Source organism: Carnimonas bestiolae (assembly GCF_051251145.1).
Taxonomy (GTDB): domain Bacteria; phylum Pseudomonadota; class Gammaproteobacteria; order Pseudomonadales; family Halomonadaceae; genus Carnimonas; species Carnimonas bestiolae.
In genome coordinates this window covers 161,506-187,615 of record NZ_JBPCZK010000003.1, presented here as the reverse complement: position 1 = coordinate 187,615, position 26,110 = coordinate 161,506, and the positions used below count along the sequence as shown (strand labels likewise).

The window sequence follows — 26,110 nt, the reverse complement described above, 5'->3', positions numbered from 1 at the left end:
CCACCGGCTGAATCAGTGTTTGGGCGCCAGGAATTGGCGTAAACGGGGGGAGGTAGGCTGCTCCAGTAGCTGGGCTGGCTTGCCAGCCTCTTCGATCAGCCCCTGATGCAAGAACACCACCTGATCAGACACATCGCGCGCGAAGCTCATTTCGTGCGTAACGACGATCATGGTGCGGCCCTCGTCGGCGAGCTCGCGCATCACCTTGAGCACATCGCCCACCAGCTCTGGATCAAGCGCTGAGGTAGGCTCATCGAACAGCATGACTTCTGGCTCCATCGCCAGCGCACGGGCAATGGCGCCACGCTGCTGCTGACCACCGGAAAGCTGTGCAGGATAATACTGCGCCCGCTCGGCCAGTCCAACGCGCTCAAGCAGCGCCATGCCACGCTCGCGTGCTTCGGCCCTGGGCACTTTCAGCACATGCACAGGCGCTTCGATGACGTTTTGCAGCAGCGTCATGTGTGACCACAGATTGAAATTCTGGAACACCATCGACAGCCGCGCACGCACGCGCTCGACCTGACGCATGTCAGCAAGCTCTCGTCCTCGACGGCTCTCCTTGAAGCGAATTTCTTCGCCGTGTACCTGAATGCTGCCTTCATCGGGGCGTTCCAGCAGATTCATGCAGCGCAGGAAGGTGCTTTTGCCCGAACCCGACGACCCGATCAGGGTAATGACATCTCCCTTGCTGGCAGTCAGGGATAAGCCGCGCAGTACCTCATTATTGCCGAAGCGCTTATGGATATTACTGACCACCAGAGGAGGAGTTGTGTCTGACATCTTCGTTCTCTCGGGGCAGCCTGAGCGTTGCACAGCCGGCCCGGTTAAAGGATTGAGTATGGAGCACGTTGTAATTGTTAGGCACTGCTCGGGGTGCAGAATCGGTTGCACAGCAGATAAATCGCGACGCAAGGGCGCGTAGTTTAGCGTGTGCGAACACGCATTTTAAGGTGCAAGGCGATGTCTTGAATACAGATGAATGTACACGCTAAAGCGCTAATGAACATCGATCAGGCAACAATGGGGTGATTCTATCAAAGCACAGCGCGCAGCGCGCCCGTCGTTACATCTAGCGCTGCCATTCAGCGGTAGAGCACGAAGTCGGCGAAGGGTATCAAAAGGAAGCCGTCGGAGCAGCGAAGGAGCAGGGGGGCTCGGGGCAAATGGCGCTTGAGTGGATAGCCGCCATAACAAGGAAAGGGGCTAAGCGCCCCTTCCATGGTGATGCGTTGCTGACGGCGAGAGGTTAGTCGGCCGTTTTAAGCGACCAGTCGCGCCAGCGCAAATCAAATAGATCGACGCGGCGATCCTTGAGGTTCGTTACCGAGCCTTCATTGCGCACTACCTTCAGTTTGCGCAGATCAAGGTCGGAGAACATCAACATTTCGGTATTGGGCGTCGATTCTGACATCACCGCATCGTGAGGGAAGGCGAAGTCCGACGGCGAGAACACCGATGATTGTGCGTACTGCACGTCGAGGTTTTCAATCGACGGCACGTTACCTACGCTGCCGCACACCACCACGTAGCACTCGTTCTCGATGGCGCGCGCCTGTGCGCAGTGACGTACGCGCAGATAGCCGTTTTTGGTATCGGTCCAGAACGGTACGAACAGCACGTCCATGTCCTGATCGGCAAGGACGCGGGACAACTCGGGAAACTCAACGTCATAGCAAATCAGGATGCCCACACGCCCCGCGTCGGTTTCGAAGACGTTGAGGCTTTCGCCGCCCTGAATGATCCAATCGTCGCGCTCCTGAGGCGTAATGTGCAGCTTGGGCTGGCGATCAATGCTGCCGTCTCGGTGGCATAGGTAAGCAACGTTATACAGCTCGCCGTCGCTGCCTTCCTCGACCATCGAACCCGCTACAATGTTGATGTTGTAAGAGACCGCCATGCGCGAAATCTCTTCCTTGAAGCGCTCGGTAAATCCGGCCAGGAAGCGAATCGCTTCGATTTGATCGCTCTGGTTGGTCAGCCCCATCAGCGGCGTATTGAAAAGCTCGGGCAGCACGGCGAAGTCGGACTGATAGTTCGAGATGGCGTCGACATAGAATTCGACCTGCTCGAGCACCTTCTCGACCGACGCGAATTCACGCATCTGCCACTGAATGGCGCCCACACGAATTTCCTGCTTGCGCCAATTGATAACCGCATCGGCAGGCTCGTACAGGATGTTGTTCCATTCAAGCAAGGTGGCATAGCCGCGCGAGTCATCATCTTCCGGCAGGTAGTTACGCAGTAAGCGCTTGACCTGAAAGTCATTGGAGAGCTGGAACGACAGAATCGGGTCGTGAATTTCCTTGCGTGCCACCTCATTGATGTACTCGGTGGGGGAGAGCTCATCGGCGTACTTGTGGTAATGAGGAATTCGCCCGCCTGCCAGAATGGCCTGCAAGTTGAGCGAGCGGCACACGTCCTTGCGCGCTTCATAGAGACGACGGCCCAAACGATAGCCGCGGTAGTCGGGCGCAATCAGCACATCGAGACCATAGATCGCATTGCCATTGGCATCATTCAGAATGATTTCACGCTGGCCAATCAGGTCATCGTATTTGTGCTGATTCGAAAAACGCTCGTAGTTGACGCGCACGCTGAGGGCAATGCCGACCAGCTTGCCGTCGTCTTCAATCGCGAGCTGACCGTCGGGAAATTCAGCGATCAGGCGATCAATGGTCAGTTTCGGCCACGCCCCACCAATGTCGTCGTAAACGGTATCCATCAGTGTTTTGAGCTGAGGATAATCGGCGGAAATCAGGTTACGGATATTCAGGTGCAGGGCTTCTCGGGACATAGCAAAAAACACCGCTGGTTAAGAGTCGGAAGTTATCGTTCGATGAAGAAAGCCGCATATGATAGCACGTTCAGTGCGGATGCCGTCGTAACCAAATGTAGCGCACGCGGCTAACAAGGCCGGTGAAGGTGCCGCTGAAGCGCGCCGGGCGGCACATTCCTGGGCATTGGTCACTCTGGTCAGGCGTGGGCGCGCCGTCCATGCAGCAGAAACACGCCTGCGGCAAATTGGTTGGTCAGCCAGTGCCAAATCAGCGGCAGCGCTACGCTGGAGGCGAGTACCAGCATATCGACCGCAACGATGTGCCAGTGGCCGAACTGCCACTGGATGAGCAGATGCAAGTACATGATGGTCATTGACCCTTGGCCAATGTAGGCCAACTGCTTGCTGAAGGTGGTCAGCCATGTGCAGCGCACCAGCCACTCGGCGGCATTGACGATCACCACAATCGACGCCAGCGCTGCTATCAGGCTGATAACAGGCACGCCGTAATGGCTGTATTTCATGTTCATGCTGAGCGGCGCGCCTTGATAGATGGCGGTAGCGCTACCCGCCATCAGTGCCAGTGCTGCCCAGATCAGCGTCGGCGAGCGCAGCAGGGTGGGATGGCGCGAGGCAAGGTAGCCGGCGTACATGATCGGTACGCCCAACAGCGCCACGTTAGCGCTTCCCATCAGCCAGGCATCGGCCAGCAAATAGTCGTTGGCAAACGCCAGCGCCGCCATCAGCGCCATTGATACCGCCAGCGGAATCGGGGGCAGGTGCCAACGTAGAAAATAGAGCAACTGCTGGCTAATCCAGAAGCAGGTGATAAACCAAAACGCCGAGAATATGCCGGTGAGCGCCTGTCCTCCCAGAATGCCGGCTTCGACGCTACTCTTCAGCACATCGAGGGTATCTTTCTCGCTCAGCAAATAGCCGACGGCAGGAATACCCAGTAGCACCAGATAGGCAACATAGGGGCGCAGGTGCGCGGCGGTCTTGCGCATGAAGTAATGGCTAGGGTGATCCTTCAGGCGCATCAGATAGCCGCTCAGGAAGAAAAACAGCGGCACATGAAAAAGAAACAGCACATTGGCAGCGGCGCCCGGCTGGTAGTGGCCGAAGGCAATCATCAGGATTCCGGCACCGCGCATCAGGTTAATGGCGGATACGTGGGTGCTGGATGAAGGTGCCGCTGGCATATTGGTCCTGTTAGGTGCTGAATGAGTGTGTTGTTGCGACCATCGTAGTAGCGGACAACGCTGAATCAATGAGGTTCCTCAGCATCGATAATTGTTGACCATTGCAGTCAGCAATGTTTGCGTAGAAGTAGAGTCAGCAGGTTCACCTATATGGGAGAGTCGCGATGATCGATCTGTATTACTGGACAACGCCCAATGGCCATAAACTTACCATTGCGCTTGAGGAGTTAGGGCTTGAGTACCGGCTGCTGCCCATTAACATCGGACGAGGCGAGCAGTTCACGCCCGAATTTTTGGCGGTAGCGCCTAACAACCGCATTCCCGCCCTGGTTGACCACAACGCTGAGGGAGAGCCGCTGGCGCTGTTTGAGTCCGGTGCAATGCTTGAATATCTGGCCGACAAGACCGGTAAGCTGCTGCCCACTAAAGGCAGTGCGCGCTATGTCACCTTGCAGTGGCTTTACTGGCAGATGGCAGGGCTGGGGCCAATGGCCGGCCAAAATCATCATTTTCGTAACTATTCCGAAGAGAAAATCCCGTACGCCATTGAGCGCTACGTCGATGAAACCGCACGGCTCTATCGAGTGCTGGATACCCGTTTGCGTGACGTTGCTTACGTAGGCGGAGACGATTACAGCATCGCCGATATCGCGATATGGCCATGGATCAAGCCGTACGAAGCACAAGGCCAGCGGCTGGAGGACTTTCCCAATCTGGCCGAATGGTTTGAGCGAATCGGCGAGCGCGATGCGGTGAAACGTGCCTATGCGCTGGTGGAGTCGGTTAATCCCGACGACGGCAAACCGATGGACGAAGAAGCGCGTCGGCACCTGTTCAAAGGCCGTTGATTCATCTGCGCCTTAGCGCAGGCGGAATAGCCGTACTGAAGCCGTCACAGCGCATAGCGCGCGCTACAAAGAGAAAGGGGCGAGCACTCCAGTGAGAGGCTCGCCCCTTTTGCGATTCAGTGGGAAGAATGAGCAGGCGCTTTAGCCTTGGCGGGGTCGCTCATGGGCAGGCCCGCCACATTGAGCAGGGTGTCCTCTAGCGAGACCCCAAACATCGGCCCGTGGCTTAACGCGGGGTAGCTGCGGTAATGGGTAGTGAGCCCGTGGATACGCCCCAGTTGCTTGGCAAGATCACGCGCCGCGTTGGGTGATTGCTGTGCGCGCAGTTCTGATCCCTTGTTGCTGTTCGGCTGTGCACGATCCTCGCGGCGGTGGCGTGCTACTTCATCGCCGCCGTGGAAGAGCGTTAGCGAAGCAGGCGCGGCGAGGGCATCACCCAACCGCTGCGCGCGCTCTATGCCCTTGCCTTGGCTCCATCCCAGTGATGGGCTGGCAGCGTAGTAATGCGCATAGCTATCGGGGGCGCTGAATAACGTATCGAGCACGAATAGTCCGCCGTACGAGTGGCCCCATAGTGAGCGCTGCTGCGAATTGATGGACAAGCCCTGCTCAGCGCGCGCTTGGATAGTGTTGAGCAACAGCGCACGGAAGGTATCGCTGCCACCGCTGCGGCGTTGCGGATTCCATGGATCAGAGCCATGGTCCGACGCCACCGGCGGCGTGTAATCGTAGGCGCGGGCGGTAACATCAAAGGGTAAGTCGGTTTGGTAGCCTACCGCCACAATGACGGGCGCGCGGCCCGTGCTCAAGCGCTTGAGCAGCGGCTCATTGAGCTTGTGTATGGCGGAGTTGCCGTCCATCGCGTACACAATCGGGTAGCCGCCTTGTGGCGCTGGCTGTTTAGGGATAGCCACCCACACCCGGTAGTGGCGCTGATGATCCTGTGAGTCGAGCTCAACGCGGCGGAAGCGGTAATAGGCTGAGCCTTTGTCGGCAATGCTAGGGCCAAGCGGTTTCATCTGCGGCTGGGCATCGGCACCCAGGGAGACGGTAGCGGAAACAAGCAACAACACCAGCGATAGCCAGTAACGCACGTGGGGAATTGTCATGGTAGGACTCGTGTGAACATGGGGCAGGGCAGTGTCTATCCAGCATAGCTACCCGCTAGCGTTAGGGTAGCACCGAGCATGAAGCCAACGAATCAGGAGGCTGATGCTTCCATGATATTGATTAACTTCACGTCGGCTGGTGATCGGTTTTATGCTAATAATAAGAATAAGAACCCTTTCGATTGAGAAAAGGATAGCGCTTCAGTAGGCTGATTTCACTTGGATTCGTCGTCGACGAGCTGCACAAACCGTGAAAACGTCTCTAGCGCTAGGCGACGTTTTGGCTGAACTTGATCAATAGGAAGAACACATGTCTGGGATTGCTCAACGCGCGCGTGCTGCGCTTGTGCTGGCAGGATTAACCGCAGCGAGTGGTTCGCTGCTGGGAATGAGTCAAATGGCAATGGCGCAGCCGGCTCAACAGCCCTCTTCTCAACAGCAGCCTTCCGCAAAGGCTTCTTCGGCCATCGCTCATCAAGTGGCATTGAGCGGTAGCATCTACGAAATTGCTTACGACGCGCCCGGTAACGCCGTTTACGTAGCGGTAGGCGGAGCGAAAGGGGAGAGCGGTCAGGGGCGAGTCATCGAACTGGACGCCTCCACCCTTGCCATCAAGCGCTCGATCGTTACCCCGACCAAAAACCACGGTCTTTATTACAGCGACAAGCTGAACACGCTGTTCTCAACCAATTCGCGTAGCGGTCAATTGAGCGCGATCCGATTGGGGAATGAACTAAGCGCTTCTACCGTGCAGTTGGTCGATCATAAGCAAACGCCACAGGGTGAGCGTCCCGCGCAGCCGCGTGAAGTCGTGGCGGTGCCTGATTCGGACTCGATCTACGTAACGGGCGTGGGCTTTGGCGACGATGGCAACAGCTCTATCTGGAAGGTGAATGGCCGCACGCTTCAGATCGAGGCAACCTTCGAGCATCTTGGTAAGGGCCTAACCGGGCTGGCCGTGTCGCCGGACGGTAAACGGTTGTTCGCAACCGCGATGGGTAGCGACGAGGTGCTTACCCTCGACGCGCACGGCAAGGTGCTGAAGCGCTTCAGCAGCGGCGGCAAAGGCCCGCTGAATGTCGCTTACGATGCCAAGGGTGGCCGGCTGTTCGTGGTGAATTCACGCGACAACAGTCTGGCAGTGCTCGATTCCCAAAGCGGCAAACCTATCTATACCTATCCCACTAGCGGCATGCCCATCAGCGTAGCCTACGACGCTGACCACCAGCGCCTGTACGTGGCCAATCGCAAGGGCGGTGATGTCGATGTAATCGATAGCACTACCTATCAGCGTATTGCGCAGGTGTCGGCACCGCCAATGCCCAACAGCGTGGCGCTGGATAGCGAGCACAATCGTGCGTTTGTTACCAGCCGGCCGTCCAACGCTAAAAATGCCAGCGACAGCGAGAAGCACGACCACGTTTACGAAATCGCTGTGCCATAAACCTGCTGCCGCGAAGGCGGTGTCAGACGCTTACATTCGAGCCCGATAGCATGCGCTGTCGGGCTCATGTCGTTAGTGAATATCCTCGCGCGATTTTGATCTTTGGGGTTGAGATTCGGTTATGCTGAACTCATCTGTTCTAGTGATGCCCAACAATCAGTTGAATGGCGAGTGGCCACACCATGGTGTCTTGGCACGCTCGCGCGCCTTTCAACTCTGCTTTACGGGCCTGGATAGTTTCGCCCATCCACAAGGAGCGCACGATGTCTGCAATTCCTACTATTCGTTTGAGTGATGGTCAGCATATTCCCCAGTTTGGCCTAGGTGTTTGGCAAACGCCGGCCGATGAAACCGAGAAAGTGGTCGGCACCGCGCTCGAGCTGGGCTACCGCCACATCGATACGGCGGCGATTTACGGCAACGAAGAGGGGGTTGGTCGTGCTATCGCCAACTCTGGCATTCCGCGCGACGAGCTGTTCATTACCACCAAACTGTGGAATGCCGAACAGGGCTACGACTCCACGCTCAAGGCGTTTGATACAAGCCTCGAGAAGCTCGGCCTTGACTACGTGAATCTGTACCTGATTCACTGGCCGCTGCCTGCCAAGGATCAGTTTCTCGATACCTGGAAAGCGTTTGAGAAGCTGAAAAGCGATGGACGCATCCGCTCAATCGGGGTGTCCAACTTCCGCGAACAGGACCTTGAACGCCTGTTTAACGAAGCCGACGAGCGTCCGGTCATCAACCAGATCGAGCTGCATCCGCTGCTGCAGCAGAAAGCGCTGCGTGAATTTCACCAGCAGCACGATATCGTGACCGAAGCTTGGAGCCCGCTGGCGCAAGGCGGCGAACTGCTGGGTAACGATAAGCTGAAGGCGATCGCCGAAGCACACGGCAAAAGTCCTGCCCAGGTGGTGCTGCGTTGGCATATCGAGCTGGGTAACGTGATCTTCCCCAAATCGGTTACGCCTTCACGCATCAAGGAAAACGCCGACATTTTCGATTTCTCGCTCACGCAGGATGAAATCGCCACCATCGCGACACTTGATGAAGGCAAACGCCTTGGTCCCGATCCCTCCGACGGCTAAGCACGATGGATCGGCTGCTTGAGCCGCTGTTCTCAAGCAACAAAAAAGCACGCCTTCGGGCGTGCTTTTTTATGCGCTAACGATTAACCGTTTGCTGAAACGGCGACGGCCCGCATCAGCGAGCCGTCGACACCACTGGCGTGGTGAGTGAGACTACTTGCGTCCCAACAGATAGCCGATGGCGATGCCGGCAAGCGTGCCCGCAGCAACGTAAGCCCAAGGGTTTTCACGCGCGCTGTCATCAATACGCTTGGCGCTGTCGCTGGTTAGCTCACGCGCGCGACGCGAACCGTCCCCGAGGTACTCAGAGGCGCGCTGAGTGTGATGGCGTGCCTGCTGCTTGAACTGATTCAGATGCTGGAGCCCCTGACGACGGCCTTCTTCCAATGTCGCTCTGACGCGTTTTTCCTGCTCGCGCTGATCGCGTGAAGAAAATAATCCAAACATGGCGTTCTCCTTGGCTCTCGGCCACAGTATGTCATGGTAGCGATTACGTTACGCTAGGCGTTGTCGGCGGGTGTCTGACCGTACCGCGATACACGCTGCGTTGAGTCACCGAACTATCGCTCTCACACTAACGCGAAGTGAGGGACGACGACACGCCCAAATGCGGTATTTAACGTAATAGCGGAGAGTGAGAATATGTCATCGGCGCGCGAATGGGTACAACTGATTGATGCACGCGGTGTGCCTTGCGGGGCGACGTCGCGGGCGCGGATGCGTAAACTGCGATTGTGGCACCTGACCAGTCAGGTCTTTGTGCGCAATACCGCGGGGCTTTTATGCGTGCAAACGCGCACTCTCAGCAAGGATGTATTCCCCGGTGCTTATGATCTCGCCGCGGGCGGGGTCGTTGCCGCAGGCGAGACGGTGGCTTGCGGCGCTCGTCGTGAAGTGGCCGAAGAGCTGGGCATAAAGGGCGTGCCGCTTACCTTCTGTTTCGAGCAGGTATACAAAGACGCGGCCATTTGCGCGCGTGCAGGCGTTTTTCTGACGACCTACGATGGTCCGCTGACACTGCAGCAAAGCGAAGTGGCCGCCGTCGAGTGGCTTGAGCCACGCGAGGCGTTGGCCCTTAAGCCAGTAACACCAGATAGCCTTGCTGCTTTGCAGCGGCTTATAGAACAAGGATGGCTATGATGAATCAGGTGACAGGAAAGGAGCGTATCAGGTGACCTTATTCGACCATTCGTGCGAAACGCTCGACGGCACGCCGTTCAACCTTCATGCGCTTAAAGGCCAGGTGCTATTGGTGGTTAACGTCGCCAGTCGCTGCGGATTTACGCCCCAGCTAAAGGAGTTGGAAGCCCTCTACCAGCACTACCGTGATCAAGGGTTGGTGGTGTTGGCGTTCCCGTGCAATCAGTTCGGTCATCAAGCGCCGGAGGAGGGCGAGGCCTTCGCCGAAGCCTGCTCGATGTATCGCTTGAGTTTTCCGCTGCTGCAAAAAGTGAAGGTGAACGGCAGCGATGCCCATCCACTGTTCAAACAGTTGAAAAAGGATGCGCCAGGATTGCTACGTTCTTCCGCCATCAAATGGAATTTCACCAAATTTTTGGTAAATCGCGACGGTCAGGTTATCGAGCGATTCGGCCCGCGTACGCGGCCAATGGCGATCAGGCGTGCGATCGAGCAAGCCTTGGATGGCGAGGTTCCCGCATCGTAGAACGTACGCTAGAGCGATACGTGCAAAAGAGACGCATGCTTAACCGTTTGTCCTGATCGGGCGGCAAACGGCTGGATTGATAGCCCGACAAGAAACAAGCGAGGTTTTACATGGTGGCTGTTCCTTCCTTTCCTCAGCGTAAGCGCCGAGGCTTTATCCCGTTGGTGGTCGCATGGTGCGCGCTGCTGCTATCGCTAGTGATGATAGTTAGCAGTGCTCATGCGGCGGATAGCGCTTCGGATGCCGCTACGCAGGATAAGCAGAGCTACCAGGCGCTGGCAGATGCGCTCGATAACCCTGAAACGCGCGCGCGATTGGTAGAGCACCTGCGCGAGATGGGGAAGGACTCAAGCGTAGAAGCGGGCAAGGGCGAGCAGGCGTCTTCAGACACTGATGATGGAAGTGCTGAAGATATGATGTGGACGGGGCAGCTGGTCGACGCCACACAGCACTTGGGCGACAGCTTGATGGCCGATCTCCACAAGGCAGGCAACCGGCTCAAGGCGTTATCGCATGGCGAGGGGCTGCGCAACGTCAGCGCACAGCAGTGGTTTGATGTGCTGTTTCATTTGGTGGTGATTGGCGCAGTATCGCTGATAGCCATCAAACTGCTGCGCAGGCTGGGTGCGGTGCTCTACCGACGTGTTAACCAGTGGGCCTTCGAGCAGGTAAAACCGCATCAGGACGCGATCAAGCTTGACCGGCAGCAGCGCCGCAACTTCGCCGCGCTCAGCGCGCTTTATGGACGTGTGGGGGCGATTGTCGGAACGCTGGTCATCGATATCTTCATTGTGCTGTTGGCCGCTTCGATTGGCTATGGGGTGGGCATACTCATGGCCGGTGACGACAAGGGAATGATTCGTTTGGCTTCGGCGTTCGGGTCAGCCTTCTTTGGCGTCGAGATGTGCAAGGCGTTGGTACGTACGCTGTTCTCCAGCCACTATTCCAGCCTGCGGTTGATTTCGATTGAGGATGAAGGCGCAGCGTACTGGACGAAGGTATTGTGCCGACTGGTGTCAACGGTGGGCTATGGACTAATGGTGGTCGTGCCGCTGGTAAGGCTGATGTTCTCTCCGGCCGCTGGGCAAACCGTCAATCTCGTCGTGATGTTGACGGTGTATATCTACGCCCTGAAGCTGATTATCCAAAACCGTCGCAATGTCACCGCACGGTTTCGTCGCCGTGCGCAGCAATCGAGGGTGGCACCCACCGCCCGGTTCGCGTGGTTCCTGGCGCAAAGCTGGTACATTTTTGCGGTTATCTACTTCACCGTGCTGCTGGTCATGTCGCAGCTTGCACCTGCGACGGCGCTGTCGTTCATCATGCGCGCTACCTTGCAAACAGGCATTGCAGTTATTGTAGCGCTGTTTCTGTCGGCGCTGGCGACGGCGCTGCTGGGCAGACATTATTCGCTATCGGACAAGTTTCGGCAGCGCTTGCCGAAGCTCGAGAAACGACTCAACTCATACGCCCCCATTGCGCTTACCGTGATTCGCGTGATCGTCGTGATTGTTGCGTTGGCGGTCGTCCTCGATGGCTGGCACCTGATTTCCATCACGCACATCCTGCACTCTGACGCCGGAGAGGCCATTATCATCAATGGCTTGCACGTGTTAGTGGTGCTATTCATTGCAGCATCGGTGTGGGTCATTTTTGCCAGCGTTATCGAGCACCGGCTCAGTAGCAATGGCAACGATTTCGCGCGTGCGCGTGAGCAAACGCTGCTGACACTGCTGCGCAACGCAATGTTGATTGCAATTGTGGTTATCACCCTGCTGATTGTGCTCTCGCAAATTGGTATCAACATCGGGCCCTTGATTGCCAGTGCCGGGGTGATTGGTCTGGCGGTCAGTTTTGGTGCGCAGAAGCTGGTGCAGGACATTATCAACGGCATCTTCATTCAGCTCGAAAACGGCATGAACCAAAACGACGTGGTAGAGGCCGCTGGCGTGTTCGGGACAGTTGAGCGTTTGACGATTCGCTCGGTGGGTATCCGCACCATGGACGGCGGCTATCACCTGATTCCCTTCTCGTCGGTCAGCACACTGACCAACCACATGCGTGATTTCTCCTATCACCTCGGCGAGTACACCATTGGGCACCGTGAAAACGTTGACGAAGCCATCGAACGGTTGCGCGACGCATTCGAGGAACTGATGACGGATCCAACCCTGGCGCCCGAAGTGATTCGCGAAGAGTTCTCGATCCCTGGCGTAGTAGGTATCACTCAGGAAGGCATTACTATCAGGGTGCTGATCAAAACCACGCCCGGCATGCAGTGGGCGGTGCAGCGTGGTTACGACCGACTGGTGAAAAGCCACTTCGATGCGTCCAACATCGAGCTGCCTTACCCACAAACAGTGGTGCACTTCGCGCAGGATAAAAACGGCGATGCAGCGCCGATGCGCGTGGTACGTGGCGAACAGCCCAAGGTCGAGCACGGGCAGGCGCCTGCGCCTGGCCAAACGCCGCGTCACTTCAAACGTTCCGAGTTCAGCGACGAGGTACTGGGCAACGAACACGAAACCGGCGATCAAGGCCAGTCGGATAAAGGCGAAAGCGAACAACCCGATAGCGCAGAAAGCGAGCCGTCTGATAGCGACAAGGCATCAACGGGTGAGAGCGGCAGCCGAGGCGGTACTAAGCCGAGCTCATAGCGGCGGCTGCGTACGCTTCGCCGTCTCCGGTTAGTCGTGCGGCGGCGGGGCGTTCGAGCCTCTGGCAGGTGTCACCGCTAGCGCCATTGGCAGCCTGTCCAGTGCCTGCTTTCCGGCCGATTGTGTGGCGGCGGCTGCGCACGATTTTTCTTCTTTAGCGTCAGCGTCTAAAATACCCGCGACGTTCATCATTGAGGTACTAACATTGATCATTCACCCCAAGGTTCGCGGTTTTATCTGCACCACCACTCACCCCACCGGCTGTGAGCACAATGTTGCCGAGCAGATCGACATTACCAAGCATCAGGGCGTGCGCAACGACGGCCCAAAAAAGGTATTGGTGATCGGCGCTTCCAGCGGCTACGGACTGGCGGCACGCATCACCGCTGCCTTCGGCTATGGTGCCGATACCCTGGGCGTGTTCTTCGAGAAAGCGGGGACTGAAAAACGCCCCGGAACAGCGGGCTGGTACAACTCTGCTGCATTCGACAAGTTCGCCAAACAGCAGGGCCTGTATAGTAAATCGATCAATGGTGATGCCTTCTCTAACGAAGCGCGTGATCAGGTGATTGATCTGATCAAGAATGAGATGGGCGGCAAGGTAGATCTGGTTATCTATTCGCTGGCGTCACCGGTGCGCAAGCTGCCCGATACCGGAGAAGTGAAACGCTCCGCGCTGAAGCCGATCGGTGAGACCTATACCTCTACCGCCATCGACACCAACAAGGACACCATCATCGAAGCCTCGGTGGAGCCGGCTACCGAGCAGGAAGTAGCGGACACCGTTACGGTGATGGGCGGTCAGGACTGGGAGCTGTGGATCAATGCACTCAGCGACGCCGACGTACTGACCAGCGATGCTAAAACGGTCGCGTTCAGCTATATCGGTACTGATATCACTTGGCCGATCTACTGGCATGGCGCCTTAGGCAAGGCCAAGGCCGACCTCGACGACACCGCGGCACGCTTGAACGAGCGCTTGAGCGCTCAGGGCGGCGGCGCCAATGTGGCGGTGCTGAAGTCAGTAGTTACCCAGGCGAGTGCGGCTATTCCGGTGATGCCGCTGTACATCTCGATGGTGCAGAAGATCATGGAAGAGAAAGGCCTCGACGAAGGCCCGATCGAGCAGCTTAACCGCCTGTTCCGCGACCGCCTATACCGCGAAGACGGCAGTGCTGGCGCGACCGACGAACAAGGCCGCTATCGCGTTGACGATTGGGAACTGCGTGACGACGTTCAGAATGAGTGTAAGGCGCTGTGGCCGAAAGTGACCACTGAAAACCTCTTCGATCTGACTGACTATGCCGGCTACAAGCATCAGTTCCTGAAGTTGTTCGGCTTCGAGATCGATACGGTCGATTACGATCAGGACGTTAATCCGGCAGTAGAGTTCGACGTTATCTCGCTCTAACTCCCTTGGCTGCGGGTGTCATAGCCTTCTTGGCTGTCGGCACCCGGTGGTGGCGCTGCTGATCAGCCCACTCGAACCAGCGCTAACCGCAAGCCAAAAAAGACGCCCGCCGTTTGTTATAACGGCGGGCGTTGTTTTGCCTGTGCGCTAAAAACCTGACTGGCTGATCAGTTCAACTGCGACGGCTTGCGAGCGGGGCGACGGCGCTTGCGCGGCGCTTGGCTATCACGGCGATTATCGCGCTGAGTCGCATCTGCTGACTTGGTCTGAGCGCCTTCTCCCGATTTTCTGCCATTGGAGCGGTTAGGGCGGCCGCCAGCACCGTTACCGTTGCCATTACCGCGACCGCTGTTGCGTCCGCCATTACCGCGTCTGCCATTGCCATTGGAGCGTGGCGCTTGCGCCTGGCGCGGCGGTTCGCTCTGCTGCAGCTGCGCCTCAATGGCGCTGGCATCGAAATCGCGGGGCGTCAGCACGGTGATGCGACGCTTGATCAGCCGCTCGATCTGCTTCAGCTGTTTATCTTCTTCGTTGCATACCAGCGATACAGCTTGCCCCTCAGCGCCTGCGCGTCCGGTGCGGCCAATGCGATGCACATAGTCGGGCGCCGCCTTGGGCAGTTCGAAGTTGATGACATTGGGAAGCTGCGCAATATCAATGCCGCGTGCGGCCACATCGGTGGCAACCAACACATTGATGGTGCCGGATTTAAAGCCTGCCAGCGCTTGCGTGCGGGCGTTTTGGCTTTTGTTACCGTGAATCGCCGCCGCGCTAATGCCTGCGCGCTCAAGGCGCTGGGTAACGCGGTTGGCCATGTGTTTGGTGGCGGTAAATACCAGTACCTGAGTTAGCGCTTGCTGCTTGATCAGATGGATAAGCAGTGCTGATTTCAGCGGCTTATCGATTTTATATACCGCTTGCTCTACGGTTTCGGCGGCCGAGTTGCGCGGTGCCACATCGATGCTGACCGGGTTGTGCAGAATCGACTCAGTGAGGGTGCGAATATCGGCAGAAAAGGTCGCTGAAAACAGCAGGTTCTGGCGCTGCGCGGGCAGCAGTTTCAGAATACGCTTGATGTCGTGAACGAAGCCCATATCCAGCATGCGATCGGCTTCGTCGAGCACCAGCGTTTCGATGTGATTGAGCGATACCGCCTTCTGACTCACCAGATCCAGCAACCGCCCGGGGCAGGCAACCAGCACATCGACGCCGCGCTGAAGGCGTTCGATTTGTGGATTGATCTTAACGCCTCCGAACACTACATCGCTGCGCAGCCGCGGTGAAAGGTGCACGCTGTAATCAGTGAAGGATTCATGGATCTGCGCGGCAAGCTCGCGGGTAGGCGTTAGTATCAGCGCTCGCGGGGACTTGCCCTGGCGCTCCGGCGAAAGTGCCAAACGTTGTAGTATGGGCAGCGCGAAACCTGCGGTCTTGCCGGTGCCGGTTTGAGCAGCGGCAAGTACATCGCGCCCTTCAAGCGCAACGGGAATCGCCTTGGCCTGAATGGGAGAAGGGGTCGTATAGCCGGCGTCATCGACTGCGCGCTTTAGTGCGGGCAGTAAGCCGAGAGAAGCAAAGGACATGTAGAGTCGGTAACCTTGAGGCCCGTGTTAACGGGAAAATCGTGAAAGCTGCTAATAGCGGCAGCACTAAATACGGGCGGAGTGTCGCGCCGCCACCGTTGATCGATGAGGTCGAGTGCGTAGTCGGCAGCGGAGCGCCTTCAGCCTGATGCAAAACGGCAGGCCCAGCGCTCCGCCACAATCAATCATGCCAGTGTTAATGCGAGCGATTGTATCATAGTCGCGTCATTCATCCGTTCTCCTGGGAGTAACGCAGTGATTAAGGTAAAGCGTAAGGAAGGATTTATCCTGCGTGTTACTCGAGTGTTGCGCGAGCCAACCCGAGACTCTCTCGATCTTTATCTTTATGTCCCCGACGAGTTGGGCCTGAATACCAACGTGATCGCCGAGGACGTGTTTTATCATTCAGCCATCCATAGCCGACGCACTTATTTCAGTACCGAACATCAGCTGCCGCTGGTGCGTAGCCGTCTTGAAGGGCGTGGTCATCTGGATCCTGAGCGCTACCGACTGAGCATGAGCCTTTACGCCTTTCAGTTTGTGACCGCTCAGGAGCAAACGACGCGTGACATCATTGAACGTTTTCGCGATGAAGGCAGCGAGAACGACGCTTCGCCGCAAGAACTGCTCGACCATATCGGGCTGATTGAGAGCATTTTGCGGCGTGTCAGGCGTAATCAGCCCACTGAAGATCGTCTGATCAAGTACTTCGCCAATATCGATAACTACATCTCCTGGTTCACTCAGCAAGAGATGCTTGCGATCAGCGCCGAACTGCCCGACCTGCCCAGCTATCGTGAAGTGCGCCAGCAAATTTTTGCGCTATGTGAGCGTGAAGAAAACTATCGCGCCGCCCAGCAGTACAACTCCGAGCGTGCCACCGCCAGCCCGACGCGCATGTCCAACAAGATGCGGCTGCTGCGGCGCTTGATCGAATTTCCCGTTACCTTGAAGGATAAGCCCAAGGAACTGGGCGGTGGCGAACAGCGTGCGGTCAAGGCGCTGGTAACGGGCCTGGTGATGATGGTGATATCAGCGCTAGTGCTCAAACTGCACGTGGTGTTCAGCGATGTCACCATTTGGTTTTTGCTGGCGCTGGCAGTGCTTTACGCCATGCGTGAGGTGTTCAAGGATGACTTGCGTAAAACGCTGTGGCAGTGGTTACGCAAGGGGCGGCCGAAGTGGCGCAGGCGCTATCGTGACCCTGAGCGGGGCACGGTGGTGGGCAGTCAGCGCGAATGGTTTGATTTGAAGAAATCCAGCCGTATGCCCGATGAAATTCGTCGCGCACGACGCTCCAATGTGAGCCAGCGCAGTGAGACAGTGCTGCACTACCGCAGCCGTGCGCAAATGCTGCCAACGCGTTTTTTGAGTGGTTATCATCAAACGCGCGAGACGCTAACGTTGGATCTGGAACTGCTGACCAGCCTGATGCAACAGGGCAGTCACCGGATATTCCTTTTAGAAGATGGCGAAGTGTCTAGTCGTAAGGTTGAAAAGCGTTACCAATTCAACTTGATAGCGCGAAGTCAGCAGGGCGATCACGCGCCTGATATTCAGCGCTGGAAGATCGTCTTGAATCGCTCGCGTATTCTGGATATCGAGGAGATTCCAACGCTAAACGATGAAGCGCCGCGTGCCGGAAAGGAAGCGCCAAAGGCGAATGAGTTGGCCGAATATCCTTGAAGTTTGCGCGATCACCCCGATAACGGAGGAAAGCGCCATCGTCACAGCGTTCACCGGTGTAAGCCGCGCTGCTGGCGATCAGAGGCACGTTACTATTTATAAGGTTAGGTTATGTCCAACGCACAAAGCGCCACTGCGCCTTCGCGCACGCTCGTTCTTTACCATTTCGATAGCTGTCCGTTTTGCGTCATGGTGCGACGTAAAATTGAGCAACTCGGGCTTGATATCGAACAACGCAATATTCTTGAGCAGCCAGCCTACCGGCAGGCGCTGATCGAGGGGGGAGGCAAGCAGCAGGTGCCATGCTTGCATATCACTGAGGGTGACGGTCAGCAGCATTGGCTATACGAATCCAGCGATATTAACCGTTATCTCGAGCAGCACTACGGGTAATACCGACGGCAGTAATAGCAGCGCAAAAATGCCCCGCATCGAGCAAAGGCTATCAGGCCAGCGATCAATGCGGGGCATTGCGTTACGGCAGTGTCACGCTAGCGAGCAATAGGATAGTGACCCGCTAGCGGAGTAAGCCGTGGTTACGCGACGTCTGTGACGATGCCATCGTTGGCAGCAGCCACACCGACAACGTCGGCAGGCGCTTCAACGGCGGTCGGGGCTTCAACGTCGGCAGGGGCTTCTTCGTCTTGGTCGAACAGGCCGCCAATGCCGTCGAGAAGGTCGCTAGCGAAATCGCGCGCAGTGGCAATGCCGTTGTCGATGTCATGAGTGATTTCGATCTGACCGTTCGGGCCTTTGTCGTTGGGGCCAACGTCAACGCCACCCTGGACCTGAACGTAAGCTTTGAAGTCGACGTCAACTGCGTCCCAATCTGCATCCTTCAGAATGGTTTTGGCAGTGAACAGGTCTCTGATACCGAAGCGATCGTCATTGAAGAGCTTTTCGATATTGTCGTTGTGTTCCCACTGAAGGTCGAGGAACAGGCCGGCTTCGGCGCTGGCGGAAGCACCCGCGAGGCCATCAATACCGGCTTCCTTGCCGATAATGTCGTATACCTTGAACTGAGCGCCTTCCGGGCCAACCACGCCAGTGATACCAACGCCATCATCAGGTGTGGGCAGCGGGCCGGGCAGGGGCAGCGGATCGAAGTTGTGAATCAGCTGTGCCACGGTCGAAGCCACGTGCGTAGGCAGCGCCGCGTTGAAGGCAAACACGCCGTCTTCAGAAGTGTGCGCGAGCTCTAGCGAATTAACGATATTGGCGTCGGGAATCAGGCCCTGTTCTTGAGTGCCACCAAATGAGCCGAAGGAGTTCCAGGCAATAAACTTGTCGGGATTACCGATGGTGAGATGTTGAGTGCTATCGATATAGTCGGTAACGCTTTCAATGCCCGATACAATACCGTCTTTAATGTCGCCGACAACATTTAGAGTTGTATCTTTGACATGTTCCAGGCTGTCACCAATGATCGAGGTGATGTCGCCGAAGTGATCAAAAATATTGCCCAGATTTTGCTGGGGATGGAGGTCGTACTTCTGATTGAAAGTGCTCATGGTAACCTCTTTACAGTGTTTGTGTCGTTCGAATAAGCAGGAGGATACAATCGTCCGTGTCGTGCGTGTTACGCGTGGTAGAGCCGTTTCCGGCTGCGCATTAAAGACTATAGTAGGGGGTGGAAGAAACGCACCTTCGACCTTAGGTGAATGAGGCTGGTTAACATCTACCGATATTCTTCGGTAAGAGTTTGTTTTTAAAAAGAAAAGATTAACATGTTAAAGAAGTGTAATAAAAAGTGTCCATAAAAAACCGTTTTCGATCAGGTTATTAGTTTTTAGGACTGTTTTGTTATAAGTGTTCGGCAAGCGGGCTATATCATTATGTCTCGGTTTCGGAAAAGGCCACCACTAGTAAGCGTAGAGTAATAAAAAGGGCGCGAATAATTCGCACCCTTATAAATAATACAATGCACGCTGGAGCATGCTTTACGTCTGGCTATACTTCCTTATAAAGCTCGCTGCCTTCTTGTTTGAAGCGTTGCGCCTGCTCGCGCATGCCCTCGTCGCGCTGTTCGGCTTGTCGCTTGAGCGCCTTCTGGCTGTACCGATCGCGAACTTCCTGGGTAATTTTCATTGAACAAAATTTCGGCCCGCACATTGAGCAGAAATGCGCGACCTTGGCCGACTCCTTGGGCAGTGTTTCGTCGTGGAAGGCGCGTGCAGTGTCGGGGTCGAGACCAAGGTTGAACTGATCTTCCCAGCGGAATTCAAAACGCGCTTTCGATAGCGCATTGTCACGACGCTGAGCAGCGGGATGCCCCTTGGCAAGGTCGGCGGCATGGGCGGCAATCTTGTAGGTAATAATGCCGGTCTTGACGTCGTCCTTGTTAGGCAGGCCCAGGTGCTCCTTGGGCGTTACGTAGCACAGCATCGCGCAGCCGTACCAGCCAATCTGAGCCGCACCGATAGCCGAGGTAATGTGGTCGTAGCCGGGAGCAATATCGGTGACCAGTGGGCCGAGCGTGTAAAAGGGCGCTTCATCGCAGCACTCAAGCTGCTTGGTCATGTTCTCCCTGATTAGCTGCATCGGCACATGGCCCGGTCCTTCGATCATCACCTGAACATCGTGGCGCCAAGCGATTTGAGTCAGTTCGCCCAGTGTTTCCAGCTCAGCAAATTGGGCCTCATCGTTGGCGTCACGAATAGAACCAGGGCGCAGTCCGTCACCGAGTGAGAATGACACATCGTATGCTTTCATGATCTCGCAGATCTCTTCGAAGTGCGTATACAGAAAGCTTTCCTGATGATGAGCCAGACACCACTTGGCGATAATCGAGCCGCCGCGCGACACAATGCCGGTAGTGCGTTCAGCGGTGAGCGGCACGTGATGAAGGCGCACGCCCGCGTGAATGGTGAAGTAATCGACGCCTTGTTCTGCCTGCTCAATCAAGGTGTCGCGGAACAGCTCCCAGGTCAGGTCCTCGGCCACGCCCTTGACCTTTTCCAGCGCTTGATAGAGCGGTACCGTGCCGATTGGCACCGGTGAATTGCGCACGATCCACTCGCGGGTTTCGTGAATGTTCTTGCCGGTCGACAGATCCATGATGGTATCGGCGCCCCAGCGGATTCCCCAGGTCATCTTGTCGACTTCTTCTTCGATCGAGGAAGAGAGCGCCGAGTTGCCAAGGTTGCCGTTGATTTTCACCAGGAAGTTGCGCCCGATAATCATTGGCTCGAGTTCGGGATGATTGATATTGGCGGGAATGATGGCGCGACCGCGGGCCACCTCCTGACGCACGAACTCGGGCGTAATGTCGTCGGGGATAGCGGCACCGAATGACTGTCCCGGGTGCTGATGTGCCATCTCGTGCTCTGCATGCTGGCTGCGCAACTGCTGGCGCTGCTGGTTTTCACGCAGCGCGATATATTCCATTTCGGGCGTAATGATGCCTTGCCGCGCATAGTGCAGTTGGGTGACGTTGCGGCCTGCCTTGGCACGGCGCGGCAGACGCTTTAGCTCGAATTGCAGCGCTGCCAGCAGGGGATCGGCGGCGCGGCGCTGGCCGTATTCCGAACTGAGTCGCTCAAGCTGTTCGGTGTCTTGGCGTTCGTCGATCCAGGCACGTCGTAGCGCTGGCAGTCCCTTGCGAATATCGATCTCGGCACTGGGATCGGTGTAGGGGCCTGAGGTGTCGTACACCAGCAGCGGCGGGTTTTCTTCCGGAGTATCGCTGGTGGTAGTCGGTGTTTGGGTAATTTCGCGCATGGGCACGCGAATATCAGCTCGCGATCCTTCAACGTAAACCTTGCGCGATGCCGGTAGCGGGGCGATAACGGCGCGGTCGACGGTGGCTTTTTCAGCCAGAAAGTGGCCCGTTTTGGAGTCTTTGCTGCTGGAGGATGTTGCTGGTGAGGCTGGCGTAGTCATGGTAGCTCCGCAATGTGGAGAAACCGGTGACCGAACGTAAGGAGGGCGGGTGCCCGCAGTGCGGGAAGTGCGCCGCTAGCCATGGCAGCGCACCGCTTGATTCCTACGCCGGTACTAACCGGATCAGGTTCAGCGGGACTGCATTTGGGCGCTGCCTGAAAAGGCGCTGGCCCGGATGCGATCTCAGCCGGCATTCACCGGCGCCCCGTCAAGCGTTGTTGCAGTAGTGAGTGTGTGGCCTGAGTGGTGAGCGGTCAAGCGCTTGGCAAGCAGAGCGTCATGGTTGGTCAACCATGACGCAGCTACACGGCTGATCACTCACGCAAATATCAATAAAGCCAGGTGGTGAGATTATTCGGCGGGCGCTTTTCGGTCAGGTTCTTGAGGCCGCGAATACAGCGAATAATCAGCCAAATGGGCACTAGCGCAAGAATAATGAAGCCGATCAGAAGCAGTGAGAGGACATAGCCAATCACCATGTAGAACACACTGATCCAAAAGGTTCGTATCAGGAAGCGGTAGTGCTGCTGTTGCCACTGCGGGGCGTCGCCTTTGTATACATAGGCGATGATCACGCCAATAATTGCAGTAAAGCCAGTGCACAAACTCACCAAATAAAGCACGTATACGACCAGAGGCATGTTCATGCTGCTGTCTGAATGAACCGCTGGTGAAGACGATGGTGGCAGTTGATCGCTGGTTGCCATGAATAACTTCCTTAACAATAGGGCGGCGACGCTGAATGCCTCAGCCGCTGAATATCGGTATTGGACACGCTAATGGCAGAGAAAGTGCCCATAGGTGCTGATCTGTCGAACGGTGTCCGCTGCTGTTGGTAGCGTATTCTATCAAAGTCGCCAGTGCTGTAGTGGATCTGCTGCAATCAGCGCTGAGCGTTGAATATCCCGCAAATGGCAATGGGGATCGCCGTCGCCTTGGTTCACGTACTAGAATAATGCTTTATCCGGCGTTACTAGCGGCAGCAGCCTAGGCGCTGAAGATTGACTAACAGACGAGAATAGCCCATGCCATCGTTCGATATCGTGTCCGAATTCGACAAGCACGAAGCCACCAATGCGGTCGATCAGGCCAACCGCGAAGTAGAAACGCGCTTCGATTTCCGCGGCGTCAACGCAAGCTTTGAGATGGAAGGCGAGTCGATTCGATTGGAAGCCGATCAGGATTTCCAGCTCAAGCAGATGCTCGACATTCTGCGCGCCAAACTGATCAAGCGCGGCATCGATGCGCGTTGCATGGATGAGCAGGAAGCGCAGCTGTCAGGCGTGCGCGCGCGACAGGAAGTAAAGCTTAAACAGGGGCTTGAGCAGGCCGATGCCAAGTCGCTAATCAAGCGTATCAAGGATGCCAAGCTGAAGGTGCAGGCGCAGATTCAGGGTGAGCAAGTGCGTGTAACGGGCAAGAAGCGCGATGACCTGCAGACCGCCATTGCGCTGTTGAAGGGCGACGAAACGCTGGAAATTCCGCTGCAGTACACCAACTTCCGCGACTAACGGCCGCGCCACGCGCCGAATACCGCCGCTGATGAAAGCCCATAACGGCGCTGGTGGCGGGCGGTTGCGTGCGCTGTTGGCCAAACGCATTGGCAGCGCAATAATTTTGTTGGCAATTTCAGGGCGCGGGCGTATAGTCCGCGCACTTTTTTACCCCTTCGGTGGGCTAAGCGTCACATGCCATGTGAAATCGCCGCCAGCCGCTATATTGCGTATGTAGTTCGTCGTTTCTAGATGACCGTGTGAGGCTGTCAATGGCGCGTCAGATGCTTGCGTTGATCTTCCCGCCCCTGTTGGGACTCTTCATCATTGCATTGGGCAATGGTTTCCTTTCCACGCTAGTGCCGCTGCGGCTCGCTTCGAGCGGTGTTTCAGTGGGCGCTATCGGACTTATCTCCGCTGCCTATTACGCTGGGCTTTGCATTGGCGCGCTGTTGAACGAACGGCTGCTGCTGCGCATTGGCTATATTCGCGCCTACGCCTGCTTTGCCGCGATTGTGGCGGTGTCGTCGCTCGCGCAAGCGCTGTGGGTAAACGTCTATTGGTGGTTCGCGCTGCGCTTGTTGTGCGGTCTGGCGACGGTGGGCGTTTATCTGGTTATTGAGAGCTGGTTGCTGACCGGTGCTGCCAAGCATCAGCGCGGCCGAATTCTCGCCTTCTACATGATCTCCTACTACGGCGCGCTGGCGGCAGGGCAGTTATTTATCGGGCTGTTCGACGATACCCCCGGTTCGGCGGCAGCAGTCATGCCGTTTGTGGTGATTGGTATGTTGGCGGCGCTGTCGCTGCTGCCCATTGCGATCATTCCGCGCCTTTCGCCGCTGATCGATTTTGCCGAGCCGTTATCACCGCTTAAGCTGGCGCGCTTAACGCCGACGGGAGTGGTTGGGGCCTTCGGTTCAGGCATCCTGATGGGAGCGATATACAGCTTGCTGCCGTTGTATCTGCAAAGCGGCGGAGGCTATAGCCTCGATCAGATCGGCGTGTTGATGGCGATGGTGATCGTCGGTGGTATGGCATTGCAGTATCCGATCGGGCGCTGGTCCGATCATCACGATCGACAATGGGTGCTGATTATCATTGCGGCGGTCATGCTGGCGCTGGTGCTGCTGGCGCCGATAGCCGCCGCTGGCTACGCAACGCTGATGGTGGCGCTGTTTTTGGTGGGTGGCTGTCTGTTTGCGCTTTATCCGGTGTCGATGAGTCACTCGGCAGATCGCGCGCCGCCTGAAGCGCTGGTTGGCATGACCCAGGGCATGCTACTGATCAACTCGCTGGGTGCAGCGGTGTCTGCGCCGCTGATTACCCCGCTAATGAGCGGCATGGGCAACAATGGCCTTTTTGTCGGCATCGGCGCTGTGTTGGTGGTGCTGCTGTTGTTCTTTGGCTGGCGTCGCTCGCAGCGTCCTGCGCCGCAGCCGATGGCACCGTTTTCTCCCGCACCAGCGCATTCGGCGGTGGGCGCTGAGCTAGGCGTTACCCAAGAGCTGATCGAGGCGTCGCAGCAGGCGCAGGCCGAGTTGGATGCGCACGAAGAAGACGCCGAGCGTGAAAGTGCGGAAGAGCAGGCGCTGGCCATCGAGCAACAGCTGGCCCGTGACGGCACTCCGCTGGCAGAACTCAGGCTGTTGCCTGAAGCAGACGAACCTTTCGACGCTCGCGCAGAACATCCGGATTCAGCGCAGCGCAAGCCTGACGCATGAAGACAAAGAAGCGCCCGCTAGGGCGCTTCTTTTTTGTTGGTTGCTTAGAACTCGGGATCGATCGTGCCGCCAATCGACGCATTGCGTCTAAACCAACCGGCGATGCTGAGCCGCGGTAGGCGTGTCGGGAGCACTTCATGGGGAACGCGCTCGGAAAGAAAACACGCCAGCGTGCCGAGTTCCGGTGCAACGATCTCGAGCGGTGTAACGCTGGCATCGGGAAGCTGATCGCTTTGAGGGTAAAGCGCCATCTCACCCCCGCTGCCTTGTGGCCACGCTTCATTCAAATAGAGCACGCTCGATACCACGCGGTTGCTGCGTCCGGCGAAACTATCGAAATGGCATTTATAGAAGCTGCCCGGTGGGTAGAAGGCGAAGTGTGCTTCTAGCTCAAACAGACCTAAAAACAGCTGTCGATTGATCTCGGTCCGCAGCGATTCGATCATCGCGAAATAGTGTCGCTGCGCTTCAGTAGAGCGGTCCAGCCAGTGGATGCGGTCGCCGCGGATATCACTGCGCTGCACGTGCTGGCGGCCACGCCCGATGCCTGCACTGCTCAATTCCTGCTGATGACGCAGTATGTTGAGTTCCAGGGCCAGCGCTCTGCATTGTGCAACCGGCAGGGCATTGCGAATGACTGCATAGCCCGACTCCGCCAAGCCGTCGATCAACTGCTCCATCACTGCTGAATTGAGGGCAGCGGGCAGTTCAAAATCCTGTGTCACATCCAATAGTCCGAAGGGTAACGAGAGGCTCTTACTGAGGGGAGTTCTCTGGTGGGTGCAAAAGAGGGGGCGTTGAGCAGGGAAATATCCATTCCCAGCCCAACGCGCATGAATTCGGCGGTTATCATCGCCGAAAGGCCCCACAAGGTATAGTCCTGATAGCGATAGCGCGGAATGAACAGCGAGTGCTGATTACTGAAGCGCATCACATCGGTGGTTTCACGCGGATCTTGTGCCAGAAACTGCAGCGGAATATCGAAAATGTTCGCCACCTCGCCGGGATTAGGCGTTAGCCGGTAAGTTCCTGTTGCCACCCCAACAAAGGGCGTAACAGCGATCCCGTGCAGCGATACCACGTCGCTCAAGCGGCCAATAACCGTCACGTTTTCAGCACCGAGCCCCGTTTCTTCCCACGCTTCGCGGAGCGCGCATTGCTTTAGTTCTTCCCGCTGGTCCTGCTTGCCGCCTGGGAAGGCTACTTGGCCGGCATGGCTGCTTAGCCCTGAGTGGCGCTGCGTAAATAGTAGCGAGGGAGCGTCTTTATCCAGCAGGCATACCAGTACTGCGGCACGTCGCCAGTTTCCCGCTAATGTGCGCGGCGAGTAGTGCTTGATACGCGAGACAATGTCGTCGAGTGGGGGGAGGGAAGCGGTGCTGGTATGCGTCATGAAAGTAACCTGAGCAGCCTGAGTAACAGCGTTCATGCTACACCGATTGGGTCGCTTTGGTATCAGGGGCTGCATCAATGCAGTGCGCGGCAGCAGATAGCAGGATACGGCTTGGTCGTGATAGACGGCGACTAATAGAGAATCGCGA

22 protein-coding genes and 1 riboswitch are annotated in these 26,110 nt (G+C 56.8%); of the genes, 11 read left to right on the top strand and 11 right to left on the bottom strand.

What is annotated here, in order from left to right:
- Positions 1–12 precede the first annotated feature (12 nt).
- The 3 genes from R84865_RS05775 to R84865_RS05765 all read right to left on the bottom strand — a co-directional run bounded on the left by R84865_RS05775 (position 13) and on the right by R84865_RS05765 (position 3,981).
- A complete protein-coding gene (locus tag R84865_RS05775; protein WP_435631074.1) occupies positions 13–783 on the bottom strand; it encodes an ABC transporter ATP-binding protein in 771 nt (256 codons plus the stop codon).
- A 466-nt stretch (positions 784–1,249) separates the two neighbouring features.
- The gene (locus R84865_RS05770; RefSeq protein ID WP_435631073.1) at positions 1,250–2,797 is read right to left on the bottom strand and encodes a GNAT family N-acetyltransferase; all 1,548 of its coding nucleotides are present in this window, start codon (positions 2,795–2,797) and stop codon (positions 1,250–1,252) included.
- Between the two features lie 179 nt (positions 2,798–2,976).
- Complete coding sequence (locus R84865_RS05765; protein WP_435639081.1) at positions 2,977–3,981, bottom strand: acyltransferase family protein; 1,005 nt, start codon at positions 3,979–3,981, stop codon at positions 2,977–2,979.
- 164 nt (positions 3,982–4,145) lie between these two features.
- Here R84865_RS05765 and R84865_RS05760 point away from each other — a divergent pair, with 164 nt between their 5' ends.
- Positions 4,146–4,829, top strand: coding sequence for a glutathione S-transferase C-terminal domain-containing protein (locus tag R84865_RS05760; RefSeq protein ID WP_435639080.1), 684 nt, complete (start codon positions 4,146–4,148; stop codon positions 4,827–4,829).
- A 116-nt stretch (positions 4,830–4,945) separates the two neighbouring features.
- On the opposite strand, the gene R84865_RS05755 is transcribed toward R84865_RS05760, so the two are convergent.
- On the bottom strand, positions 4,946–5,938 hold the full coding sequence (locus R84865_RS05755) for an alpha/beta hydrolase (RefSeq protein ID WP_435639079.1): 993 nt from the start codon (positions 5,936–5,938) through the stop codon (positions 4,946–4,948).
- Between the two features lie 310 nt (positions 5,939–6,248).
- Here R84865_RS05755 and R84865_RS05750 point away from each other — a divergent pair, with 310 nt between their 5' ends.
- On the top strand, positions 6,249–7,382 hold the full coding sequence (locus R84865_RS05750) for a YncE family protein (protein WP_435639078.1): 1,134 nt from the start codon (positions 6,249–6,251) through the stop codon (positions 7,380–7,382).
- A gap of 263 nt (positions 7,383–7,645) precedes the next feature.
- Positions 7,646–8,470 carry an aldo/keto reductase gene (locus R84865_RS05745; protein WP_435636510.1) on the top strand — a complete coding sequence of 275 codons (825 nt, stop codon included), beginning with the start codon at positions 7,646–7,648 and terminating at the stop codon, positions 8,468–8,470.
- A 153-nt stretch (positions 8,471–8,623) separates the two neighbouring features.
- On the opposite strand, the gene R84865_RS05740 is transcribed toward R84865_RS05745, so the two are convergent.
- Positions 8,624–8,917 (bottom strand): ElaB/YgaM/YqjD family protein, encoded by a 294-nt coding sequence (locus R84865_RS05740; protein WP_435631067.1) that lies wholly within the window; start codon positions 8,915–8,917, stop codon positions 8,624–8,626.
- 195 nt (positions 8,918–9,112) lie between these two features.
- On the opposite strand from R84865_RS05740, the gene R84865_RS05735 reads away from it, so the two are divergent.
- The 4 genes from R84865_RS05735 to fabV all read left to right on the top strand — a co-directional run bounded on the left by R84865_RS05735 (position 9,113) and on the right by fabV (position 14,204).
- Positions 9,113–9,610 carry an NUDIX hydrolase gene (locus tag R84865_RS05735; protein ID WP_435631066.1) on the top strand — a complete coding sequence of 166 codons (498 nt, stop codon included), beginning with the start codon at positions 9,113–9,115 and terminating at the stop codon, positions 9,608–9,610.
- Between the two features lie 31 nt (positions 9,611–9,641).
- A complete protein-coding gene (locus R84865_RS05730; RefSeq protein ID WP_435631065.1) occupies positions 9,642–10,136 on the top strand; it encodes a glutathione peroxidase in 495 nt (164 codons plus the stop codon).
- 110 nt (positions 10,137–10,246) lie between these two features.
- Positions 10,247–12,793, top strand: a complete 2,547-nt coding sequence (locus tag R84865_RS05725; RefSeq protein ID WP_435639077.1) for a mechanosensitive ion channel domain-containing protein — start codon at positions 10,247–10,249, stop codon at positions 12,791–12,793.
- Between the two features lie 205 nt (positions 12,794–12,998).
- Complete coding sequence (gene fabV, locus R84865_RS05720) at positions 12,999–14,204, top strand: enoyl-ACP reductase FabV (RefSeq protein WP_435639076.1); 1,206 nt, start codon at positions 12,999–13,001, stop codon at positions 14,202–14,204.
- A gap of 167 nt (positions 14,205–14,371) precedes the next feature.
- Here the strand turns inward: fabV and R84865_RS05715 are convergent, their stop codons facing one another.
- Entirely contained in the window at positions 14,372–15,787 is a 1,416-nt protein-coding gene (locus R84865_RS05715) for a DEAD/DEAH box helicase (protein ID WP_435639075.1), read from the bottom strand.
- A 255-nt stretch (positions 15,788–16,042) separates the two neighbouring features.
- On the opposite strand from R84865_RS05715, the gene R84865_RS05710 reads away from it, so the two are divergent.
- Positions 16,043–17,473, top strand: a complete 1,431-nt coding sequence (locus tag R84865_RS05710) for a hypothetical protein (RefSeq protein WP_435636514.1) — start codon at positions 16,043–16,045, stop codon at positions 17,471–17,473.
- 111 nt (positions 17,474–17,584) lie between these two features.
- Entirely contained in the window at positions 17,585–17,866 is a 282-nt protein-coding gene (locus R84865_RS05705; RefSeq protein ID WP_435631060.1) for a glutaredoxin family protein, read from the top strand.
- A gap of 143 nt (positions 17,867–18,009) precedes the next feature.
- On the opposite strand, the gene R84865_RS05700 is transcribed toward R84865_RS05705, so the two are convergent.
- The 3 genes from R84865_RS05700 to R84865_RS05690 form a co-directional block, all read right to left on the bottom strand.
- The gene (locus tag R84865_RS05700; RefSeq protein WP_435639074.1) at positions 18,010–18,984 is read right to left on the bottom strand and encodes a hypothetical protein; all 975 of its coding nucleotides are present in this window, start codon (positions 18,982–18,984) and stop codon (positions 18,010–18,012) included.
- Positions 18,985–19,423: 439 nt separating this feature from the next.
- The gene (thiC, locus tag R84865_RS05695; RefSeq protein ID WP_435639073.1) at positions 19,424–21,355 is read right to left on the bottom strand and encodes a phosphomethylpyrimidine synthase ThiC; all 1,932 of its coding nucleotides are present in this window, start codon (positions 21,353–21,355) and stop codon (positions 19,424–19,426) included.
- A gap of 83 nt (positions 21,356–21,438) precedes the next feature.
- A riboswitch (TPP riboswitch) is annotated at positions 21,439–21,573 on the bottom strand.
- Between the two features lie 111 nt (positions 21,574–21,684).
- On the bottom strand, positions 21,685–22,062 hold the full coding sequence (locus R84865_RS05690) for a DUF4870 family protein (protein ID WP_435631057.1): 378 nt from the start codon (positions 22,060–22,062) through the stop codon (positions 21,685–21,687).
- Between the two features lie 318 nt (positions 22,063–22,380).
- Here R84865_RS05690 and R84865_RS05685 point away from each other — a divergent pair, with 318 nt between their 5' ends.
- Together R84865_RS05685 and R84865_RS05680 are read left to right on the top strand one after the other, a co-directional pair.
- Positions 22,381–22,866, top strand: coding sequence for a YajQ family cyclic di-GMP-binding protein (locus R84865_RS05685; RefSeq protein ID WP_435631056.1), 486 nt, complete (start codon positions 22,381–22,383; stop codon positions 22,864–22,866).
- Between the two features lie 254 nt (positions 22,867–23,120).
- Positions 23,121–24,569, top strand: coding sequence for an MFS transporter (locus R84865_RS05680; protein ID WP_435639072.1), 1,449 nt, complete (start codon positions 23,121–23,123; stop codon positions 24,567–24,569).
- Positions 24,570–24,613: 44 nt separating this feature from the next.
- Here the strand turns inward: R84865_RS05680 and R84865_RS05675 are convergent, their stop codons facing one another.
- Positions 24,614–25,294: a 2OG-Fe(II) oxygenase gene (locus R84865_RS05675; protein ID WP_435639071.1), complete on the bottom strand. Its 681-nt coding sequence runs from the start codon at positions 25,292–25,294 to the stop codon at positions 24,614–24,616.
- Entirely contained in the window at positions 25,291–25,962 is a 672-nt protein-coding gene (locus R84865_RS05670) for a CoA pyrophosphatase (RefSeq protein ID WP_435639070.1), read from the bottom strand. The genes R84865_RS05675 and R84865_RS05670 overlap by 4 nt, the downstream gene beginning before the upstream one ends.
- Between the last annotated feature and the right edge of the window lie 148 nt (positions 25,963–26,110).

Bases quoted from the DNA above. Each gene is read 5' to 3' on its own strand.
- R84865_RS05690 (WP_435631057.1), bottom strand. From the start codon at position 22,062: ATGGCAACCAGCGATCAACTGCCACCATCGTCTTCACCAGCGGTTCAT.
- R84865_RS05765 (WP_435639081.1), bottom strand. From the start codon at position 3,981: ATGCCAGCGGCACCTTCATCCAGCACCCACGTATCCGCCATTAACCTG.
- R84865_RS05775 (WP_435631074.1), bottom strand. From the start codon at position 783: ATGTCAGACACAACTCCTCCTCTGGTGGTCAGTAATATCCATAAGCGC.
- R84865_RS05740 (WP_435631067.1), bottom strand. From the start codon at position 8,917: ATGTTTGGATTATTTTCTTCACGCGATCAGCGCGAGCAGGAAAAACGC.
- R84865_RS05725 (WP_435639077.1), top strand. From the start codon at position 10,247: ATGGTGGCTGTTCCTTCCTTTCCTCAGCGTAAGCGCCGAGGCTTTATC.
- thiC (WP_435639073.1), bottom strand. From the start codon at position 21,355: ATGACTACGCCAGCCTCACCAGCAACATCCTCCAGCAGCAAAGACTCC.
- R84865_RS05700 (WP_435639074.1), bottom strand. From the start codon at position 18,984: ATGAGCACTTTCAATCAGAAGTACGACCTCCATCCCCAGCAAAATCTG.
- R84865_RS05705 (WP_435631060.1), top strand. From the start codon at position 17,585: ATGTCCAACGCACAAAGCGCCACTGCGCCTTCGCGCACGCTCGTTCTT.
- R84865_RS05750 (WP_435639078.1), top strand. From the start codon at position 6,249: ATGTCTGGGATTGCTCAACGCGCGCGTGCTGCGCTTGTGCTGGCAGGA.
- R84865_RS05685 (WP_435631056.1), top strand. From the start codon at position 22,381: ATGCCATCGTTCGATATCGTGTCCGAATTCGACAAGCACGAAGCCACC.
- R84865_RS05680 (WP_435639072.1), top strand. From the start codon at position 23,121: ATGGCGCGTCAGATGCTTGCGTTGATCTTCCCGCCCCTGTTGGGACTC.
- R84865_RS05760 (WP_435639080.1), top strand. From the start codon at position 4,146: ATGATCGATCTGTATTACTGGACAACGCCCAATGGCCATAAACTTACC.
- R84865_RS05770 (WP_435631073.1), bottom strand. From the start codon at position 2,797: ATGTCCCGAGAAGCCCTGCACCTGAATATCCGTAACCTGATTTCCGCC.
- R84865_RS05755 (WP_435639079.1), bottom strand. From the start codon at position 5,938: ATGACAATTCCCCACGTGCGTTACTGGCTATCGCTGGTGTTGTTGCTT.
- R84865_RS05745 (WP_435636510.1), top strand. From the start codon at position 7,646: ATGTCTGCAATTCCTACTATTCGTTTGAGTGATGGTCAGCATATTCCC.
- R84865_RS05715 (WP_435639075.1), bottom strand. From the start codon at position 15,787: ATGTCCTTTGCTTCTCTCGGCTTACTGCCCGCACTAAAGCGCGCAGTC.
- R84865_RS05735 (WP_435631066.1), top strand. From the start codon at position 9,113: ATGTCATCGGCGCGCGAATGGGTACAACTGATTGATGCACGCGGTGTG.
- R84865_RS05670 (WP_435639070.1), bottom strand. From the start codon at position 25,962: ATGACGCATACCAGCACCGCTTCCCTCCCCCCACTCGACGACATTGTC.